Consider the following 17,506-nt stretch of genomic DNA (forward strand, 5'->3'; position numbering starts at 1 on the left):
CCCTCTCCCGGCGTCCGCACAACCTTCTGTGCTACTTACATGTCACACACATGCGGCCCTCCTACCGCTCCCACCTCAACTCGGCCGCACAACAGGGGCATTCAACACATTCGAGGTACATCACTTGATTACCGGCATTATGGGCACCCGCCTTCGCAAGGCCGCGGCCGTCGCCGTCACCTCCGGCGCACTGGTCGCCACCGGTGCCCTCACCGCAGCGCCCGCACAGGCCGTCACCGCGCCCTCGATCGTGGCCAAGGGCGGGTACCTCATGAACAACGCGAACAGCTCGTCGCTGTTCCTGAAGCAGGCGGACACCCGGCTCGCCACCGGGTCCACCACCAAGATCATGACCGCCAAGGTCGTGCTCGCGCAGTCGAACCTCAACCTCGACGCCAAGGTGACCATCCAGAAGGCGTACAGCGACTACGTCGTCAAGAACAACGCCTCGCAGGCCCACCTGATCGTCGGCGACCGGGTGACCGTCCGTCAGCTGCTGTACGGCCTGATGCTGCCGTCCGGCTGTGACGCCGCCTACGCGCTCGCCGACAAGTTCGGCTCCGGCAGCACCCGCGCCGCGCGCGTGACGAACTTCATCGGCAAGATGAACACCGCCGCGAAGAACCTGAAGCTGACCCACACCCACTTCGATTCCTTCGACGGCATCGGCAACGGCTCCAACTACTCGACGCCGCGCGACCTGACGAAGATCGCCAGCAGCGCGATGAAGTACGCCACGTTCCGTACGGTCGTCAAGACCAAGTCGTACACCGCCAAGACGCAGACCAAGTCGGGCGGCACGCGCACGATGGCCCCGTGGAAGAACACCAACGGGCTGCTCAGCAGCTACAGCGGCACCATCGGCGTGAAGACCGGTTCCGGCCCGGAGGCCAAGTACTGCCTGGTCTTCGCCGCGACCCGGAACGGCAAGACGGTCATCGGCACCGTCCTCGCCTCCTCCTCCATCACCCAGCGCGAGACCGACGCGAAGAAGCTCCTCAACTACGGCTTCGCCCGCCTCGGCTGACACCGGATCACCGCCAAGGGCCCGCCGCACCTCGCGGGGGGCCCTTTCCGTTTGCCCCGGGCCGGCCACCGCGCCGGCGGGGAAAACGCCCACTCATACCGCGCCACCCCGTCCCGTGTCCGGCACATCCGGGTAATTCACCGACAATCATGAATATTGCTCCTGCAATTGGCATATTCGATTTCTGTCGCTCTACGTTCCGCGGCGGAGGTGGTTCACATGAACGAACTCAGGAAGCAGCCCGGCCCCGCGGACCGGCGGCAGGCACTCGACGTCAGCGACTTCGTCTACGCGGCGACCGGAGCCCGGGTCCGCCGGCTGACGATGCCGGACGGAACCCATTGGTTCCCGGCGGTGGACGTCTGCAAGGAACTCGGACACACCAATGCGCGCCAGGCTCTCGCCGACCATGTCCCCGGAGAGCACCGAAAGACCCTCGAGACCGTAACTGGAGCTTACGGTCTCAGCGTTCCCGCAGGTAGAGAGTGGCGTCGAGACCTGAACGTCATCTCTCTGCAGGGTCTCGTCCTGCTCGTCAACGCCTGCACCAAGGCGGCCTGCACACCCTTCAAACTCTGGGTCGCCGAAGTCATCGAGACCGTACAGCGAGAGGGTTCCTACACTCTCGAAGAGGCCGAGGTGCAGCCCGCCGAACCGGGCGCGCCCGTCGCCTACGCCATGCCGGAACAGGTCGCGGAGGCCATCGTCCGGCTGGAGGCGCACAACCTCCGGCTGGACGAGGAACTGGCCGGCGGGCAGCGCGAGCTGATCGAACTGGGGAAGGCCAACCTCGCCGTGCAGCAGGCCCTGGTGCGGGCGATGGAGCGCATCGCGGACCGGCTCGACACCTTCGCCGCCGCCCGCCCCGGCTCCGGCGGTCCCCTCGCGGCGCCGTCCACCACGGAGGCCGTCCTGGCCGACTGGCGGCAGCGGCTGTCCGTGACCCAGGACGTGTGGGCGGTGGCGGTGGTGATCGCGCCGGTCCTGGTCGAGAAGGGCGAGCTGCGCGAACCGCTGGAGTCCATCGCCGCGCGCACCGGCCTCACGGTGCACCGGGTCAACGAGTGCCTGCGTCTGCTGCGCAAGCACGCCTGCATCCGGTCACAGGGCGGGACGGAGGACGGAGCGCCGGTGTACGTGCTGCACCGGGCCTGAGAAACCTGAGAAAGCGGAGGGGGCGGTCGCAAAACGAAGTTGCGGCCGTCCCCTCCACCTGTCGAGCGTACCCGGCTTGGCGCGCCTACGCCCAGGTGATCAGTCTCTTGGGCTGTTCCAGGATCGCCGCGACATCCGCCAGCACCCTGGAACCCAGCTCGCCGTCGACCAGGCGGTGGTCGAAGCTGAGCGCCAGCGTGGTGACCTGACGCGGCTTCACCTTGCCCTTGTGGACCCACGGCTGGGGCTTGATCGCGCCCACCGCGAGGATCGCGGACTCGCCCGGGTTGAGGATCGGGGTGCCCGTGTCGACGCCGAAGACGCCGACGTTGGTGATGGTCACCGTGCCGCCCTGCATCGCCGCCGGTGAGGTCTTGCCCTCGCGGGCCGTCGCCACCAGCTCGGCCAGCGCCCCGGCGAGCTGCGGGAGCGTCTTGGTGTGCGCGTCCTTGATGTTCGGGACGATCAGTCCGCGCGGGGTGGCCGCCGCGATGCCCAGGTTCACGTAGTGCTTGAGCACGATCTCCTGGGCGGCCTCGTCCCAGGAGGCGTTGATGTCCGGGTTGCGCTTGATGGCGACCAGCAGGGCCTTGGCGATCAGCAGGAGCGGGTTGACCCGCAGGCCCTGCATGTCCTTGTCCTGCTTCAGCTCCTCGACCAGCCGCATCGTGCGGGTCACGTCCACCGTCACGAACTCGGTGACGTGCGGCGCCGTGAACGCGGAGCCGACCATCGCCTGCGCGGTGGCCTTGCGCACGCCCTTGACCGGGATCCGGGTCTCGCGCCCGGTGTCGTACGACGCCGCGGGCGCCGGGGCCACGGTCGCGGCGGCCTGCGCCGGGGCGGCCGGGGCCTGGGCGGCCGGTGCGGCGGCCGGGGGTGCGGCGGCCGCGTGGACGTCCTCGCGGGTGATGACGCCGTCCGGGCCGGACGGGGTGATCACGGCCAGGTCGACGCCCAGGTCCCTGGCCAGCTTGCGGACCGGGGGCTTGGCCAGCGGGCGGGACGCGCCGGGGACCGTGGAGCCGTGCCCGTTCAGTCCGGGCTGGACCGCCTGGACCGCCTGGACCGGCGCCGGGACGGCGACCTGCGGGCCCTTGCGCGGGCGGCGCTTGGTGGAGCTGGCCGCCACGCCGTACCCGACGAGGACCGGCTGACGGCCCGCCGGCTTCGGCTCCTCCTGGGGGGCGGGCTCCGCCGCCGGGGGCGCGGCGGGCGCGTCCGCGGGGGCTGCGCCGGCCACGGCCACCGAGATGATGGACGTGCCCACGTCCACCGTGGTGCCCTCGGGGAAGTGCAGTTCGCGGACCACGCCGTCGTACGGGATGGGCAGTTCGACGGCCGCCTTCGCCGTCTCCACCTCGCAGACCACCTGGCCGTCGGTGACCGTGTCACCCGGCTGGACGTACCACTTGAGGATCTCGGCCTCGGTGAGTCCCTCGCCCACGTCCGGCATCTTGAACTCGCGTACGGACGCTTCCGTCATCGTCGTCACGACCCTCTCCTCAGTACGCCAGCGAGCGGTCGACGGCGTCGAGCACGCGGTCCAGGTCGGGCAGGTACTCCTCCTCCAGGCGGGCCGGCGGGTACGGGGCGTGGTAGCCGCCGACACGGAGGACCGGTGCCTCCAGGTGGTAGAAGCAGCGCTCGGTGATCCGCGCGGCGATCTCCGCGCCGGAACCGAGGAACACCGGCGCCTCGTGCACCACGACCAGGCGGCGGGTCTTCTCCACCGACGCCTGGACCGCGTCGAAGTCGAGCGGGCTGACCGAGCGCAGGTCCAGGACCTCCAGGGACTTGCCCTCCTCGGCCGCCGCGTCCGCGGCCTCCTGGCAGAGCTTCACCATCGGGCCGTAGGCGGCCAGGGTGAGGTCCGTGCCCTCGCGGACCACGCGTGCCTTGTGCAGCGGGGCCGGGATGGCCTCGGGGTCGACCTCGCCCTTGTCCCAGTAGCGCCGCTTGGGCTCGAAGTAGATCACCGGGTCGTCGCTCTGGATGGCCTGCTGCATCATCCAGTACGCGTCCGAGGCGTTCGAGGGCGTCACCACCTTCAGGCCCGCCACATGGGCGAACAGCGCCTCCGGCGACTCCGAGTGGTGCTCGACCGCGCCGATGCCGCCGCCGTAGGGGATGCGGATGACGACCGGCATCTTGACCGTGCCCAGCGAGCGGGCGTGCATCTTGGCGAGCTGGGTGACGATCTGGTCGTAGGCCGGGAAGACGAAGCCGTCGAACTGGATCTCCACCACCGGGCGGTAGCCGCGCAGGGCCAGGCCGATCGCGGTGCCGACGATGCCGGACTCGGCGAGCGGGGTGTCGATGACCCGGCTCTCGCCGAAGTCCTTCTGCAGACCGTCCGTCACCCGGAAGACGCCGCCCAGCTTGCCGACGTCCTCGCCCATGACGAGGACCTTGGGGTCGGCGTCCAGGGCGCGGCGCAGCGACTCGTTGATGGCCTTGGCCATCGCCATCTTCTCGGCCATCTCAGTGACCCCCTTCATCGGCGAACGACGCCTGGTAGGCGGCGAACTGGGCGCGTTCCTCGTCCACGAGCGCGTGTCCGTCCGCGTACACGTTCTCGAAGAGGGCGAAGCGGTCCGGGTCGGGCATGGCGCGGACCGCTTCGCGCACCCGCTTGCCCAACGTCTCGGACTCGGCCTCGAGTTCCGCGAAGAATCCCTCGTCCGCGTGGTGTGCGGCCTCCAGGTGGCGGCGCAGGCGCAGGATCGGGTCCTTCGCCTCCCAGGCCAGCCGCTCCTCGTCGCCCCGGTAGCGGGTGGGGTCGTCGGAGGTGGTGTGGGCGCCCATGCGGTAGGTGTACGCCTCCACCAGGGTGGGGCCCTCGCCGCGGCGGGCGCGCTCCAGCGCCCACTTGGTGACCGCCAGGCAGGCCAGCACGTCGTTGCCGTCGACCCGGACGCCCGGGAAGCCGTAGCCCTGGGCGCGCTGGTACAGCGGGACGCGGGTCTGGCGCTCGGTCGGCTCGGAGATCGCCCACTGGTTGTTCTGGCAGAAGAACACCACCGGGGCGTTGTAGACCGCGGAGAAAGTGAACGATTCCGCCACGTCGCCCTGGCTGGAGGCGCCGTCGCCGAAGTAGGCGATGACCGCGGAGTCCGCGCCGTCCTTGGCCACGCCCATCGCGTAGCCGGTGGCGTGCAGCGTCTGGGAGCCGATGACGATCGTGTACAGGTGGAAGTTGTTGCTGTTCGGGTCCCAGCCGCCGTGGTTCACGCCGCGGAACATGCCGAGCAGGTTGGCCGGGTCGACGCCGCGGCACCAGGCGACGCCGTGCTCCCGGTAGGTCGGGAAGACGTAGTCGTCCTCGCGGGTGGCGCGGCCGGAGCCGATCTGGGCGGCTTCCTGGCCCAGCAGGGACGCCCACAGGCCCAGCTCCCCCTGGCGCTGCAGGGCGGTGGCCTCGGCGTCGAAGCGACGGGTGAGCACCATGTCGCGGTAGAGGCCGCGCAGATCGTCGGGGGTGAGGCCGGCGACGTAGGCGTCGTACTCGGCGTTCGCGACCCGCTCGCCCTCCGGGGTCAGCAGCTGCACGAGTTCGGGGTCGGTGCTCTTCTTCGCGGTACTGCGGGTGGTACGGGTGGTGCGCTCGGTGCCGGTGGCTCCGGTCTTGCTGCCGGTGGTGCCGGCCTTGCCTGCGGCGCTGCGTCGCGGCTTGCGCGCGGCACTGCTCTCCACGGTCACGTGTGCTCCTCCGTCGTTCCGGCCCCCGGGGTTGCCGGTAGGCCAGTGCGGCTCACCTGTTCCGACCACCGGGCACGGGGTGGGTGCCACTCGGCCGGGAACAGGCGTGACAGGTGCCCCGGCGAGCGCCCTGCAACCAACACGTTACCCAGTGCCTCACATTTCTGTGAAACCCCGTTTGACCTGCGATTTTGCTTGGATTTCCAAGTAAATCGAGGGGGCGTGAAAGCGTGCTGGTCACAGCCTTGTCGCAGTCCGGAGCAAGCGCACGTTATCTCGCGCACCCAGGTCACGGGAAGAGTCCACTGTGACACCGGCCTCGCACACGAAGACGGAAAAGTGGGGACATGCCCGATCGGCCGCCCCGGAAGCCACCGGCAATCTCCGCACGGCCCCGGAAAAGCCCGTGTCGTGACCGAAAGCGACCGTCGGCGACTGCCTGTGACAATGCCCAGCTCACGGGCTCGCCGCGTGCCCTAACATCTGGCGCGTGCCGCGCTCATGTGTACCCCCCGTCGTGCCCCACGCGCCCCCCGTGGGCACCCTGCTCCGTCTGTACGCCGCGGGCACCGTCCTCACCTGCGAGCCGGTCGACCAGGGCCTGCTCAACCGCGGCTACCGGCTGAACACCACCCGCGGCCGGTACTTCCTGAAGCACCACTTCGACCCGGACACCGCCGACCCGGCCGCCATCGAGCGCCGGAACCGCGCCACCCAGCGCCTCGCCGACCTCGGCGTCCCGGTCGCCCCGCCGCTCGCGGACCGCGAGGGCCGCACGGTCGCGGTCGTCGGCGGCCACGCCTACGCCCTGCACCCCTGGATCGACGGCGGCCACCGCCACGGCGGCCAGCTCACCCGGGGCGAGAGCGCCCGCTTAGGCGCCGTCCTCGGGGCCGTGCACGCCTGTCTGGAGCGCGTGATGCCGCCCAAGGGGCGCACGCGCCCGGCGACGAGCCCGCACCCCGTGGAGAGCGCCGACCCGGCCGACACCCACGCCCTCATCGACGACCTGCTCGCGCACGTCCGCCGGCACCGGCCCGCCGACACCTTCGACGAACTCGCCCGGCACCGGCTGCTGGAACGCCGGGCCCTGCTGGAGCAGCACGCGCACCGGCGTCCGCCGCGCGGCGGCCCGGTGGGCTGGGTGCACGGCGACTTCCACCCGTTCAACGTGCTCTACCGGGACGACGCCCCGGCCGCCATCGTGGACTGGGACCGGCTCGGCGTACAGCCGCGCGCGGAGGAGGCCGTACGCGCCGCCGCCATCTTCTTCGTACGCCCCGCCGGACGGCTGGACCTGCCGAAAGTGCGCGCCTACGCGCGCGCGTACCGGCGCGCGGCCGGCGCCGCGCCCGCGGAGCTGGCGGCGGCCGTGCACCGCGTGTGGTGGGAGCGGCTGAACGACTTCTGGATGCTGCGCTGGCACTACGAGCGCGGCGACACCCGCGCGGACTGCCAGTTCCCGGCCGCGTCCGCGCTCGCGGTGTGGTGGACGCGCGAGTACGACGCGGTGTGCGACGCGTTCGTGCGGTGAGCGCCCGGCGGGAGAAGGGTCACCGGGCGGCGCGCGCCGCGGCGGGCGGCCGGCGCCGGCTCAGGGTGACGCCGGGCCGGTCGCCGGAGGTTCGCTTCAACCGGCGGTCTCGCCGGTGCCGCCGTCGGCCGTGGTCCCGCCGTCGGCGGTGTCGCCGCCGCCGTCGGTCGTGGTCCCGCCGCCGTCGGTGGTCCCGCCGTCCGTCGTACCGGCGTCCGTGGTGCCGCCGACCGTGCCGCCGTCCGTGGTACCGCCGTCGGTCGTCGCCGTGGGCTGCGTCTGGGTCGGCTGCGGGGCGGACGGCTCGTCGGTCGGGGTCGACGGGGCGGTCTGCGACGGGGTGTACGAGGGCGTGGACGCCGGCGGCCAGCCGGAACCGGTGCCCGTGCCCGAGCTGCCGTCCTGCGTGGCCGGGTCCGAGGGCGGGTCGGTTTCCTCGTCGGTCGGGGTCGGCTTGGGCGACTCCTTCTTCGTGCTCTTGGAGTGCGTCGTCGTCGGCTTGGTGTCGGTGCCCTTGCCGCCGTCGCCCTCGGCGCCGTTCAGCGCCAGCGCCACGCCCGCCGCGATCGCGACGACCGCGAGGACGGCGAGGATCCACATCTTGCCGCGGCCGCCGCGCCGGGCGCCGTGGCCCTCGAAGCCGCCGTCGTCGCCGCTGCCGTAGCCCGTGGGCAGGATCGGCTGCGGGATCTGCGCGGTGCCGCCCGCGTCCACCGGCATGACGGTCGTCCCGCCGAGTCCGGCCGCCGGGGTGTGCCGGCCGTCCTGCGCCTGCACCGGACCGGTGTTCCAGGTGCCGGTGTGGGCGCCCTGCTCGTACAGCATCTGCAGGCCGTACTGGACCAGGCCGCGCATCTCCTCGGCGGTCTGGAACCGGTCGTCGGGCTCCTTGGCGAGGGAGCGCATCACCAGGCCGTCCAGCTCCGGCGGGCAGGTGCCGTCGGCGACCTGCGACGGCGGCACCGGCATGTCCTGGACGTGCTGGTAGACCACCGACAGCGGAGTCTCGCCGGTGAACGGGGGCCGCAGCGCGAGCAGTTCGTACAGCAGGCAGCCGGTGGCGTACAGGTCGGAGCGGTGGTCGACGGCCTTGCCGAGCGCCTGCTCCGGCGAGAGGTACTGCGGGGTGCCCATGACCATGCCGGTCTGCGTCATCGTCGTGGACGCGCCGTGCAGGGCGCGGGCGATGCCGAAGTCCATCACCTTGACGGCGCCGCTGTGGGTGATGATGACGTTCGCCGGCTTGATGTCACGGTGCACGATGCCGTGCTGGTGCGAGTAGGCGAGCGCCTCCAGCACACCGGAGACGATGATCAGGGCCTGCTCCGGGCCCGGCGCCTCGGCGTTCATCAGCAGGTCGCGGATGGTGCGGCCCTCGACCAGCTCCATGACGATGTACGGCACGGACTGACCGCCCACCACGTCCTCGCCGGAGTCGTACACGGCGACGATCGCATGGTGGTTCAGGCCCGCGACGGACTGCGCCTCGCGGGTGAAGCGCGCCTTGGAGACCGGGTCCTCGGCCAGGTCCGCGCGGAGCAGCTTGACCGCGACCGTGCGGCCCAGCCGGACGTCCTCGGCCGCGAACACCTCGGCCATGCCGCCCCGGCCCAGCCGGTGCGTCAGCCGGTACCGGCCGTCGCCGACGAGCCCGCCGTTGCCCCACAGTTCCGGCGCGTCCGACATGCCGCCGCCAGTCGCCTCGGGGTCGGACGGGCCCTGAGAGCGCTGCGTCTGTGCCATCAGTCCTCGCCGTCGTTTCTGCCCGCGGTGCGCGCGGTGTTGTCACGGTCTCCGTCGGCCACGCTACAGCCTCCGTGGGGGCCGCCGGTCCGGAACGGCACCCGGGACGGGCCCGGGACGGACCGGCCATGAAACCTCCAGCACGCGCTGTCGTGCAAATTATGTGTGCCGGCCGTACGCCCCCGGTAACGCTTCCACGACGCTTCTTGCGCGTACGGTCACGGAACGGGCACCGAGCTTGACGTGCCGGTGCCCTCGGGCAGACTTGGCCGGGAATGAGACATTCGATCAAGGCCTGTCCGCTGGAGCACGGCGCCGGACGGTCAGTGGGGGACGCGCAGAGATGAGCCAGGACGGCGCACACGGCCGGTACGCGGGGCGGGCGCTGGCCCAGGGCCGCTACCAGCTTCGCGACCTGCTGGGCGAGGGCGGCATGGCCTCGGTGCACCTGGCGTACGACACGGTGCTGGACCGCCAGGTCGCCATCAAGACCCTGCACACCGAACTCGGCCGGGAACAGGCCTTCCGCGAGCGCTTCCGCCGCGAGGCGCAGGCCGTGGCCAAGCTCACGCACACCAACATCGTCTCCGTCTTCGACACCGGCGAGGACGACGTGGACGGCATGGCGACGCCGTACATCGTCATGGAGTACGTCGAGGGCCGGCCGCTGGGCTCGGTCCTGGCCGACGACATCCGGCAGTACGGCGCCATGCCCGCCGGCAAGGCGCTGGAGATCACCGCCGACGTGCTCGCCGCCCTGGAGATCAGCCACGAGAAGGGGCTGGTCCACCGGGACATCAAGCCGGGCAACGTGATGACGACCCGGCGCGGCGTGGTCAAGGTCATGGACTTCGGCATCGCCCGCGCCATGCAGTCCGGCGTCACCTCCATGACGCAGACCGGCATGGTCGTGGGCACCCCGCAGTACCTCTCGCCCGAGCAGGCCCTCGGCCGGGGCGTGGACGCCCGGTCCGACCTGTACTCGGTCGGCATCATGCTGTTCCAGCTGGTCACCGGCCGGCTGCCGTTCGACGCGGACTCCCCGCTGGCGATCGCGTACGCGCATGTACAGGAGGAGCCGGTGGCGCCCTCCTCGGTCAACCGCGCGCTGCCGCCCGCCGTGGACGCGCTGGTCGCCCGCGCGCTGCGGAAGAACCCCAACGAACGTTTCCCGAGCGCCGAGGCCATGCGCCAGGAGTGCCTGCGGGTCGCGGCCTCCCTCCAGGGGGCCGCGCCGAACATCGTGCCCGGCGCCGGGCCCCGGCAGAGCGGCTCGGGCGTCGGCTCCGCGGTGTTCCCGCCGGTCGACCAGGCGGCACCGGTCCCGCAGGGCCAGGTGCAGACGCCGTACCAGCCGGCCCCGGCCCCGCATCCGTACGGCCACCAGACGCCCGCACCGGCCTACGGCTATCCGCAGCAGGGCGGCTACCAGACGCCCGCCGCGGGCTACGGCCCGCAGCCCGCGGCGCAGACCCCGCCGCCCTACACGGTCGCGCAGCGGCCGGGGCAGCCCGCCGGCGCGGGCCGGAACCGGCGGCCGGTCCTGCTCGCCTCGGCCGCGGTGGCGGTCATCGTGGCCGTCGGGCTGACCGTCGCGCTGACGCTGCGCAACGGCGGCGACGACACCAACGGCGGTGCCGGCGGCACCAGCGCCTCGGCGTCCTCCTCCCACCCGGCGGGCTACCGCACGGCGGACACCTCCCGGCGCATCGACAAGGAGAAGTGCACCGACCCGCAGGAGTCGTGGCGGGACCCGGACAAGATCCAGCTGCCCGACTTCCGGTACAAGGACATCGGCTCCGTGAAGCAGTGCCTCCAGGCCGCGGGCTGGAAGTGGAGGATCGACGACCAGAACGAGAACACCTGGGGCGACGGCACCGTGCTGAACCAGTTCCCCGCCCAGGGCACCGACGTCGACCCGGACCACATGGACGCCATCGAGCTGAGCGTGTCGACGGGCAACCCTCCGCAGTGACGGGCGGCAGGACGCCGGGGACCCGGACCCGGCGGCACGCTCCCGCCGGTCCGTACGACGCGTGAGCCGGGCCCGGCGGCACGCCTCGGCCGGTGCGACACGGTCTGTGAGCCGCACCCGGCGGCGCGCTCCGGGCTGGTGCGCACGGCGTGTGAGCCGCCCGGGGCCGGTGCGACCCGGTCGGTGCGCCGCGCCCGGCGGCGCTTCACCGGTCCGCGCGGCGCATGAGCCGGGCCCGGCGGTCGTCCGCCGGGCCCTTCGTGTGTCGTGACCGGATGAGAGCCGCGTACCGGGCTCGCGGGGGTTACAGGTACGGCCCGCCCGAACGGCCGGCCACGTGCGGGTCGTCACCGCCCTCGGGACCGGACACCCCCGGCGGCAGCGCGCGGCGCATCTGCTCCAGCTGGGCCCGCGCGGCCATCTGCTGGGCGAACAGCGTCGTCTGGATCCCGTGGAAGAGACCCTCCAGCCAGCCCACCAGCTGCGCCTGCGCGATCCGCAGTTCCGCGTCGCTCGGGGTGGCCTCGTGGGTGAACGGCAGGGACAGCCGCTCCAGCTCTTCGACCAGCTCGGGGGCCAGACCGTCCTCCAGCTCCTTGACGGAGCTGGCGTGGATCTCCTTCAGCCGCACGCGGCTGGCCTCGTCGAGGGGAGCCGCCCGCACCTCCTCCAGCAGCTGCTTGATCATGCTGCCGATCCGCATGACCTTGGCGGGCTGTTCCACCTGCTCCGTCACCGGGGTCTCACGGGAGTCATCGTCTCCGCCACCGCCGAGCGCCATCCCGTCCTGACCCACGACAAGGATCTGCGGATTCTCCGGCGACCGTTCGTTCCTCGGCATCTCCATGCCGCCATTCTCTCGCACGCCCCCACCTCATCACCGTGGCGCCCCCCGGTGTGGCCGATCCGGCGTTTCGACCCGACGGACCAATCCGGAATGCCCTCGGCCGGATTGAATGTGAGGCTTGTTCCCGTCAGTCATCCACCGGTCACGACACCTGGGTTCCGGGAGGTCAGCGACGTGCCGCCACGCCTGCGACTCACGCTCCGCTGTCTGCGGCTGCCCGCCGTCCTCGCGGCGGCGGCACTGCCGCTGTACGGCGTCACCGTCGTGTACGGCGGCACGCCCGCGCGCGCCGCCGAGCCGGGCCCCGCCCACGCGTCCGCCACCGGACGCGGCGAGCAGCGGCGGGACGCCCCGGGGAACGCGTCCCCGGCCCACTCGCCCCAGGGCCACCCCGCCGCGGACCATCCGTCCCCGGACCACCCGGCGCAGGGCCGCCCGGCCGCGGACCATCCGGCGCAGGGCCACCCCGCCGCGGACCATCCGGCGCCGGGGCACGGGCCGCGTGAGGAGGGGCATCCGGATCACGGCCGTCCCGGCCACGACCGCCCGGACCGCGGGCCGTCCGCCCCCGCCGGCCTCCCGCGCCCCGACGCGCCCGCCCTCATCCCCCTGCCGTCCGACTCCGCCTCGGCGTCGGTCCGTCCGTACCACTCCCTCGCCTGGAGCGAGCCGACCCGGGCGGGCAGCCGGGCCGGTGAGGGACGGATGCGGCCGGGCCGGCCGGACCGGTCCGAGGCGGAGCCGGAGGCGGAGGACGACGACGACACCGCTTCCGTCACGCCCGCCGCCCAGCCGGCGGAACCGGAGATCACGGACGTGCCCGCCGCCTCCCAGCCGCCCGACGGGGCCGGACTCGGCTCCGCCACGGCCCCGCCGCGGTCCCGGCAGGCGACCGGGCGGAGCGAGGCCGCGACGGAGCCGGTCCTGCGGATCCTCCCGCTGGGCAGCGGTCTGGTCCTCATCGGCCTGGGGCTCGGCCTGGGCCTGCTGGGCCTGCGGCTCCGCAGGACCTGACCACCCGGCCTCCACCGCCAGGACGGCACCACCTGGCTGCCGAGGCTGCGCGCTACGGCGCCACCAGCAGCACCTTGCCGATGTGACCGCTCGCCTCCACCAGGCCGTGCGCCTCGGCTGCCTCCGGCATCGGCACCTCGCGGTCCACGACCGGACGGACGTGCCCGTCGACGAGGAGCGGCCACACGTGCTCGCGTACGGCGGCGACGATGGCCGCCTTCTCGTCCAGCGGACGGGAGCGCAGCGAGGTCGCGCTGACCGCGCCCCGCTTGGCGAGCAGCGCGCCGATGTTCAGCTCGCCCTTCGAGCCGCCCTGCATGCCGATGATGGCGAGGCGCCCGTTGACGGCGAGGGCCTGGACGTTGCGGTCCAGGTACTTGGCGCCCATGTTGTCGAGGATGACATCGGCGCCCGCGCCGTCGGTGGCCTGCTTGATCTCGGCGACGAAGTCCTGCTCGCGGTAGTTGATGAGCACGTCCGCGCCCAGCTCGGCGCAGTAGTCCAGCTTCTCCTTCGTGCCGGCGGTCACCGCGACCCTGGCGCCGAGGGCCTTGGCGAGCTGGACGGCCATGGTGCCGATGCCGCTGGAGCCGCCGTGCACCAGCAGGGTCTCGCCCGGACGCAGGTGGGCGACCATGAACACGTTGGACCAGACCGTGCAGACCACCTCGGGCAGCGCCGCCGCCTGCTTCAGGTCCAGGCCCTCGGGCACGGGGAGCAGTTGCCCGGCCGGTACGGCGACCTTCTCGGCGTAGCCGCCGCCCGCGAGCAGCGCGCACACCTCGTCGCCGACGGCCCAGCCGGAGACGCCGGGGCCGAGCGCGGCGATCCGGCCGGAGCACTCCAGGCCGGGGTAGGCGGAGGCGCCGGGCGGCGGGTTGTAGGAGCCCTGGCGCTGGAGGATGTCGGCGCGGTTGACGGCGCTGGCCACCACCTCGACCAGCACTTCGCCCTCACCGGGCACCGGATCGGGAACCTCGTCCCACACCAGCGCCTCGGGACCACCGGGTTGGGGAATCGTGATCGCATGCATGCCCGTGACGCTACCCTCCACCACCGCTGTCAGCCGTGTGGGAGGGGGCGGGTGTCCGCGGTGACCTGGACGCCCGGACTGACCCGGACGATGGTGATGAGCCGGTCCGTGAGCTGGAGGGTGCCGACGGACGGGTCGTCGTAACCGAGCACCCGGTGCCCGCGCAGGACGCTCACCACGAGGTCGTCCGTCTCGCGCGGCTTCTTGCCGACCTCGCCGCGGACCACGGCCCGTTCCACGATGTCGAGCCCGCTGCCCTGCTGGATCAGGTCCTCCATCACCATGCCGGCGGCGGGACTCAGCACGGAGAGGCCGAGCAGCCGGCCGGCCGCGCCGGAACTGGTGATGACGGCATCGGCGCCGGACTGCTTGAGCAGCGGGGCGTTCTCCTCCTCGCGGACGGCGGCCACGATCTTGGCGCCGCGGTTGAGCTGGCGAGCGGTGAGGGTGACCAGGACCGAGGTGTCGTCGCGCTGCGGGGCGACGATGATCTGCCGGGCCTTGTGCACCTCGGCCCGCTTGAGCACCTCGCTGCGGGTGGCGTCGCCTATGACCCCGGCGTAGCCCTCCGCGGTCGCCGCGTCGATCGCCTTGGAGCTGGGGTCGACCACGACGACCTGCTCCTTCTTCAGTCCGGTCGCGCAGACGGTCTGGATGGCCGAACGGCCCTTCGTGCCGAAGCCGATGACGACGGTGTGGTCGCGCAAGGCGGACCTCCAGCGGTTCAGGCGCCATTCCTCACGGGTGCGTTCGGTGAGGACCTCCAGCGTGGTGCCGACCAGGATGATCAGGAACAGCACACGCAGGGGCGTGATGAGGAAGATGTTGGTGAGCCGGGCGCCGTCACCGACCGGGGTGATGTCGCCGTAGCCCGTGGTGGAGAGGGTCACCGTCGCGTAGTAGAAGGCGTCCAGGAGGCTGACCGAGCCGTCGGCGTTGTCGTGGTAGCCGTCGTGGTCGGCGTAGACGATCAGCGCGGTGGCGACCAGCACCGTCAGAGCCATGACCAGGCGCTTGAGCACTTGGCGGATCGGCCGGTCCACCAGTGGTTTCGGCAGTTGCACCCGCTGGGACGCCAGATGATCACCAGCCTGGCGGCCGATGGCGTCATGACCCGGTTGTTTCACGTGAAACACACCCCGATCCCGGCGCTGGCCCAGGGCAGGTCGAGGAGTTCCGTCTCCTCGTCCTGCCGGGCCCCGCCGGGCGGTACGACGGCCAGCGCGTCGGCGGCGGCGATACCGCGGAGCATCGCCGGGCCGTTGTAGTGCAGCGGCATGGCATGGTCCCCGCGCAGCACCACGGGGACGAGCCGCGTGTCGTACGGGTGGCCCTGCACCGCCTCCTTCAGGGGCAGTGTGTACGGCTCGGGCGCGGGACGCGCGGCGAGGGTCCGCAGCAGCGGTTCGGCGAGCGTGAGCAGAGCGGAGACGGCCGCGAGCGGATTGCCGGGCAGCCCGACGAGGTGCTGGTGGTCCGTGGTGCGGGCCAGCAGCATGGGATGGCCGGGGCGCACCTGGACGCCGTCGACGAGGAGTTCGGCGCCGACGCGCTCCAGGACCGGGTGGACGTGGTCGACGGGTCCGGCCGCGGTACCGCCGGTGGTGATGATCAGGTCGGCCGGAGAGGCGGTGACCGCCTTGCGGAGCGCCCGGGCGTCGTCACCGATCCGGCGGACGGCGAGGACCTCGGCACCGAGGGCGCGCAGCCAGGGCGGCAGCATGGGACCGAGCGCGTCCCTGATCAGCCCGTCGTGCGGCAGGCCCGCGGTCAGCAGCTCGTCTCCGAGGACGAGCACTTCGGCGCTGGGCCGGGGGACGGCGGTGACCGTGTCGTAGCCGGCCGCCGCGGCGAGGCCCAGGACGGCGGGGGTGACCAGGGTGCCGACGGGCAGCAACCGGTCGCCGGTGCGGCACTCCTGGCCGCGCGGGCGGATGTCCTGGCCGTGGAGCATCTCCCGGGTGGCGTGCAGCCGGCCCTGGGCGTCCATCCGGCCGTGCTCGCTGCGCAGGACGGCGGTGGTGTCGGCGGGGACGCGGGCGCCGGTGGCGATCCGGACCGCCTCGCCGTCCGTGAGCGGCCCGGGCGGGGCGTGCCCGGCGAGCACCCCTTCCTCCCGCACCTGCCAGGGGCCGGGTCCGGCGACCGCCCAGCCGTCCATCGCGGAGGTGTCGAAGGAGGGCAGGTCGGTGAGCGCGTCCAGCGGGGCGGCCAGGACCAGTCCGAGGGCGTCGCCGAGGGAGACGGAGACGGGCGCGCGCCGGGGGCCGGCGGGGGTGCCCTCCGCCTTCTTCGGGGCCTGGCCGCGCGCGGCGCGGGCGGCGATCGCGCGGGCGTGGGGCCAGGGGATGGCCCGGTGCCGCTCGGCGGGCCGCTCACCGGACGGCCCGGCGGCCGGGCCGGGCGGCAGCCCGGCGCCGTCGTCCCCGGGTTCCCTGGGGGCTTCCCTCACCAGTGCCAGGGCCTCCTCGACATCGAGGTCGTCGGTGTCGGCGGCGGGCGCGTCGGCCGGGGTGCCGGGGGCGGTCATCCGGCGTCCGGGACGCTCGGGCCCCCGCCGCTCCGGTCCTGCGCGCCGCCGTCGTTCTCCTCTTGCCACCGCAGGGCCAGCGCGGCGGCCCTGCGGGCGGCCTCGGCGACGGCCTCGGGCCCACCCCCGGCCCGCGCCGCGGCGTAGCCGACGAGGAAGGTGGTCAGCGGTGCGGCGGGACGGGCCACGCCGTGCGCGGCGTCCCGGGCCAGGTCGAGCAGGGCGCCGGTGTCGACGTCCAGGTCGAGGCCCAGCTCGTCCTTGACTGCGGTGATCCATTCATCCAACACAGAGCCATGCTCCCTGATCCGTGCCCTGGCGTCGGCGATGTCGTCCCAGGTGTCGCAGTCGAAGGACGCGAGCGGGTCCGGGACGCGGGTGAGGCGGAGGGCACCGGTCAGCCGGCGCAGCGGCAGTCCGGTGAGGCCGTCGTGCGCGGCGGCGAGGGTGGCCAGCTCGCGGCGCAGGGCGGCGGTGCGGTAGGCGGCCACGAGCGGCTGGTCGCGGCCGTCGGCGTCGGTGAGCAGGGCGCCGTCGGCACCGGTGTCCCGCAGGGCGGCCAGCAGCCGGTGCAGCGCGCCGCGTCCGAGGAAGGGCAGGTCGGCGGAGAGGACGACGGCGTGCCCGGCGGTGGTCTGCCGCAGCCCGGCCGCGAGCGCGGCGACCGGACCGCCACCGGGCGGCTCCTCACGGGCCCAGCGCACCGGCCGGGCGGTGGGCCGGGGCGTGGCCACGACGACGGTCGTCCGGGCGTCCGCGCAGGCCGCGAGCACCCGGTCGAGCAGCGCGCGGCCGCCGACGCGGACCCCGGGCTTGTCGGCCCCGCCGAGCCGCCGGGCGGCCCCGCCGGCCAGCACGACGGCGTCGTACGGCGCGGGCGGGCCGGGAGCGGCGGGTGCGGCGTCGGTCACCCCACGAGTATGTCCCGTCCGCTCCCGCTTGCGGA

General features: G+C 73.0%; 14 protein-coding genes. 5 read left to right on the forward strand and 9 right to left on the reverse strand.

The window, feature by feature from the left end; genetic code table 11:
• Nucleotides 1–124: 124 nt before the first annotated feature.
• Entirely contained in the window at nucleotides 125–1,027 is a 903-nt protein-coding gene (locus ACH4OA_RS07670; RefSeq protein WP_397936430.1) for a D-alanyl-D-alanine carboxypeptidase family protein, read from the forward strand.
• Nucleotides 1,028–1,246: 219 nt separating this feature from the next.
• Nucleotides 1,247–2,182: a Bro-N domain-containing protein gene (locus tag ACH4OA_RS07675; protein WP_397968102.1), complete on the forward strand. Its 936-nt coding sequence runs from the start codon at nucleotides 1,247–1,249 to the stop codon at nucleotides 2,180–2,182.
• Between the two features lie 85 nt (nucleotides 2,183–2,267).
• Here ACH4OA_RS07675 and ACH4OA_RS07680 read toward each other — a convergent pair whose 3' ends face one another.
• Genes ACH4OA_RS07680 through pdhA form a run of 3 tightly spaced genes read right to left on the reverse strand, consistent with a single transcriptional unit; the run spans nucleotide 2,268 to nucleotide 5,884 of the window.
• Nucleotides 2,268–3,677: a dihydrolipoamide acetyltransferase family protein gene (locus tag ACH4OA_RS07680; protein WP_397945964.1), complete on the reverse strand. Its 1,410-nt coding sequence runs from the start codon at nucleotides 3,675–3,677 to the stop codon at nucleotides 2,268–2,270.
• A gap of 10 nt (nucleotides 3,678–3,687) precedes the next feature.
• Nucleotides 3,688–4,665 (reverse strand): alpha-ketoacid dehydrogenase subunit beta, encoded by a 978-nt coding sequence (locus ACH4OA_RS07685; RefSeq protein WP_397936434.1) that lies wholly within the window; start codon nucleotides 4,663–4,665, stop codon nucleotides 3,688–3,690.
• 1 nt (nucleotide 4,666) lies between these two features.
• Nucleotides 4,667–5,884 (reverse strand): pyruvate dehydrogenase (acetyl-transferring) E1 component subunit alpha, encoded by a 1,218-nt coding sequence (gene pdhA, locus ACH4OA_RS07690; protein WP_365871296.1) that lies wholly within the window; start codon nucleotides 5,882–5,884, stop codon nucleotides 4,667–4,669.
• A gap of 517 nt (nucleotides 5,885–6,401) precedes the next feature.
• Here pdhA and ACH4OA_RS07695 point away from each other — a divergent pair.
• Nucleotides 6,402–7,418: a phosphotransferase gene (locus ACH4OA_RS07695; RefSeq protein ID WP_397936435.1), complete on the forward strand. Its 1,017-nt coding sequence runs from the start codon at nucleotides 6,402–6,404 to the stop codon at nucleotides 7,416–7,418.
• Between the two features lie 96 nt (nucleotides 7,419–7,514).
• Here ACH4OA_RS07695 and ACH4OA_RS07700 read toward each other — a convergent pair whose 3' ends face one another.
• On the reverse strand, nucleotides 7,515–9,161 hold the full coding sequence (locus ACH4OA_RS07700) for a protein kinase (protein WP_397968104.1): 1,647 nt from the start codon (nucleotides 9,159–9,161) through the stop codon (nucleotides 7,515–7,517).
• A 343-nt stretch (nucleotides 9,162–9,504) separates the two neighbouring features.
• On the opposite strand from ACH4OA_RS07700, the gene ACH4OA_RS07705 reads away from it, so the two are divergent.
• The gene (locus ACH4OA_RS07705; protein ID WP_397945962.1) at nucleotides 9,505–11,136 is read left to right on the forward strand and encodes a protein kinase; all 1,632 of its coding nucleotides are present in this window, start codon (nucleotides 9,505–9,507) and stop codon (nucleotides 11,134–11,136) included.
• A 304-nt stretch (nucleotides 11,137–11,440) separates the two neighbouring features.
• Here ACH4OA_RS07705 and ACH4OA_RS07710 read toward each other — a convergent pair whose 3' ends face one another.
• Entirely contained in the window at nucleotides 11,441–11,983 is a 543-nt protein-coding gene (locus ACH4OA_RS07710; protein WP_365871288.1) for a bacterial proteasome activator family protein, read from the reverse strand.
• 174 nt (nucleotides 11,984–12,157) lie between these two features.
• On the opposite strand from ACH4OA_RS07710, the gene ACH4OA_RS07715 reads away from it, so the two are divergent.
• Nucleotides 12,158–12,997: a hypothetical protein gene (locus tag ACH4OA_RS07715; protein WP_397968106.1), complete on the forward strand. Its 840-nt coding sequence runs from the start codon at nucleotides 12,158–12,160 to the stop codon at nucleotides 12,995–12,997.
• A gap of 52 nt (nucleotides 12,998–13,049) precedes the next feature.
• Here the strand turns inward: ACH4OA_RS07715 and ACH4OA_RS07720 are convergent, their stop codons facing one another.
• The 4 genes from ACH4OA_RS07720 to ACH4OA_RS07735 are packed head-to-tail and all read right to left on the reverse strand — an operon-like array spanning nucleotide 13,050 to nucleotide 17,471.
• Nucleotides 13,050–14,030 carry an NAD(P)H-quinone oxidoreductase gene (locus ACH4OA_RS07720; protein ID WP_397968109.1) on the reverse strand — a complete coding sequence of 327 codons (981 nt, stop codon included), beginning with the start codon at nucleotides 14,028–14,030 and terminating at the stop codon, nucleotides 13,050–13,052.
• Between the two features lie 29 nt (nucleotides 14,031–14,059).
• On the reverse strand, nucleotides 14,060–15,157 hold the full coding sequence (locus ACH4OA_RS07725; protein WP_397936444.1) for a potassium channel family protein: 1,098 nt from the start codon (nucleotides 15,155–15,157) through the stop codon (nucleotides 14,060–14,062).
• A complete protein-coding gene (locus tag ACH4OA_RS07730; protein ID WP_397968111.1) occupies nucleotides 15,154–16,560 on the reverse strand; it encodes a molybdopterin molybdotransferase MoeA in 1,407 nt (468 codons plus the stop codon). Before ACH4OA_RS07730 ends, ACH4OA_RS07725 begins: the two co-directional genes overlap by 4 nt.
• On the reverse strand, nucleotides 16,557–17,471 hold the full coding sequence (locus ACH4OA_RS07735) for an NTP transferase domain-containing protein (protein WP_397968114.1): 915 nt from the start codon (nucleotides 17,469–17,471) through the stop codon (nucleotides 16,557–16,559). The genes ACH4OA_RS07730 and ACH4OA_RS07735 overlap by 4 nt, the downstream gene beginning before the upstream one ends.
• Nucleotides 17,472–17,506: the final 35 nt, after the last annotated feature.

It is taken from the genome of Streptomyces sp. NPDC017095 (genome assembly GCF_044332325.1).
GTDB lineage: Bacteria > Actinomycetota > Actinomycetes > Streptomycetales > Streptomycetaceae > Streptomyces.

Bases quoted from the DNA above. Each gene is read 5' to 3' on its own strand.
- ACH4OA_RS07675 (WP_397968102.1), top strand. From the start codon at position 1,247: ATGAACGAACTCAGGAAGCAGCCCGGCCCCGCGGACCGGCGGCAGGCA.
- ACH4OA_RS07685 (WP_397936434.1), bottom strand. From the start codon at position 4,665: ATGGCCGAGAAGATGGCGATGGCCAAGGCCATCAACGAGTCGCTGCGC.
- ACH4OA_RS07700 (WP_397968104.1), bottom strand. From the start codon at position 9,161: ATGGCACAGACGCAGCGCTCTCAGGGCCCGTCCGACCCCGAGGCGACT.
- ACH4OA_RS07705 (WP_397945962.1), top strand. From the start codon at position 9,505: ATGAGCCAGGACGGCGCACACGGCCGGTACGCGGGGCGGGCGCTGGCC.
- ACH4OA_RS07710 (WP_365871288.1), bottom strand. From the start codon at position 11,983: ATGGAGATGCCGAGGAACGAACGGTCGCCGGAGAATCCGCAGATCCTT.
- ACH4OA_RS07720 (WP_397968109.1), bottom strand. From the start codon at position 14,030: ATGCATGCGATCACGATTCCCCAACCCGGTGGTCCCGAGGCGCTGGTG.
- ACH4OA_RS07730 (WP_397968111.1), bottom strand. From the start codon at position 16,560: ATGACCGCCCCCGGCACCCCGGCCGACGCGCCCGCCGCCGACACCGAC.